The organism is Myxacorys chilensis (genome assembly GCF_059505265.1).
On the sequence record NZ_JCACKG010000286.1, the window covers coordinates 1 to 1,868 of the forward strand.

Sequence of the window (1,868 nt, forward strand, 5' to 3'; positions counted from 1 at the left end):
AGGTGAACCTTGGCCCGACGCTCTTCAACGCGATGGTGGAGACGGGCTACAACATCACGAACCGGCACGCGATTCCCAACAGCTTCTGCATCGACACGCCGGCGGGCGCCTACAACCTTGCGGGCTACGACTTCACTCCGCCGCTCGCGTCGCGCTTGGCGCTTCCGCAGGCCGCGCATGCCGACGGACAGGCGACAACGACCACCAGCAACCAGTACAATAACAACTCCCGGGGCCCAATCGAGAACGATACCAGCAACGAGGGCAACGTGCCCTGCGTCCGCGACGAGCGGAACTTCGTTCGCCCCCCGTCGCAGGACATCGCGGAATTGCAGGGCTGGATCGGCCAACTGAACGCCTTCGGAAACACCTCCATTACGCGCGGCATGGACATCGGGCTGATGCTCCTCGATCCGAGCTCCGCCGCCCTCTATGACCGCCTGATCGCGTCCGGGAGCATGCAGGCCAATCTGGGGGATCGTCCCTACGCCTACGACCGTCCCAACACCCTCAAGGTGATCGTCGTCATGTCGGACGGCGACCACGTGGCGTCCCGCTTCATCGAGACCACCGGCACCGACGGCCGCTACAAGACGGGCAACTCGCCCATCTGGCGCAGCGGCACGGGCAACTCGGCGCGTTATTCGATCCTGCACGACCGCGCCAACACGAACGAGGACTATTGGGTCCCCCATACGGGCCAGTGGCTGACGGAACCCTATAGCGACAGCGACGGCGATGACGACGACGACATCGGCGTGGTCGTGCGGCTCACCTGGGATCAGGTCTGGGGGGGCGATGGCAGCAGCGCGCTTCCCGGCCTGAGGGTCAGATGGGTCGCGTGGCAGCTCTACGCCCGCGCGCTCGGCACGAGCAACTCGAATCGGACCAGCGTCTACAACACCTGGGTGAACAACTTCACGGGCGACACCAGCGTATCCAACATGAACACGACCCTCCAGCAGAGCTGCACTCAAGCCAAGAATGCGGGAGTGATCGTCTATGGCATAGCGCTGAGCGCGCCAGCGGGTGGCCAGACGCAGATCCGCAACTGCGCCTCCTCCACCTCCCATTACTTCTACACGACAAGCTCCGAACTCGGGACGACGTTCAACGCGATCGCCGCACACATCAATGCCCTGAGGCTGATACGATGATCCGCTTCCTTCGCCGCTTCATCCATTCGGAGAACGGCGCGGCCACGATCGAGTTCGTGCTCTGGTTCCCGCTGTGCTGGTCGCTCTTCCTTTGGAGCTTCGAGCAGGGGATGTACCTGGCCCGCCAGGCCGCTCTCGATCGCGCGGTCGACCTGGCGGTGCGCGACGTGCGCTTGGGCAGCTTCGGCGAGCTGCCGACGGCCACCCTGCACAACGCGGTCAAGGAGCGGGTCTGCGCCCTCACGATCATGATCCCGGACTGCCTGAATCAGGTGAAGCTGGAACTGCAGCGCGTGGACCCGCGCAACTGGAGCATGATCGGAGGCGCTGCCGACTGCGTGGACCGCGCCGCGCCGGGTCAGCCGGCCGACCGGTTCACCGCCGGCCAGTCGAACGACCTCATGGTGCTGCGGGCCTGCGCGCTCATCGATCCCACCTTCCCCACCTCGGGCCTTGGCGCCCGGCTAGAGAAGGTCAGCGGGGGAGCCTACGCGCTGGTGTCCGTCACCAGCTTCGCCATCGAACCCACGAGCGACTGATGCGCCTGTTTCGCCCTCCCGCCCGCTTTGCCCGCGACGAAAGCGGCAGCGTCACCATCGAAGCGGTCCTGATGCTTCCCCTGCTCGTCTGGGTGCTCCTGGCCACGCTGGTGTTCTTCAAGGGGTTCCACATCCTCTCGCTCAACGTGAAGGTCACCTACACCATCGGCGA

General features: G+C 65.0%; 2 protein-coding genes. Both read left to right on the forward strand.

The genetic code is table 11. The features are described 5' to 3' along the window. On the forward strand, positions 1-1,157 hold a 1,157-nt coding region (locus AC5JLB_RS29030), incomplete at its 5' end, for a hypothetical protein (protein WP_495877294.1). Next, positions 1,154-1,696: a TadE/TadG family type IV pilus assembly protein gene (locus AC5JLB_RS29035; RefSeq protein WP_495877295.1), complete on the forward strand. Its 543-nt coding sequence runs from the start codon at positions 1,154-1,156 to the stop codon at positions 1,694-1,696. The genes AC5JLB_RS29030 and AC5JLB_RS29035, both read left to right, overlap by 4 nt. Positions 1,697-1,868: the final 172 nt, after the last annotated feature.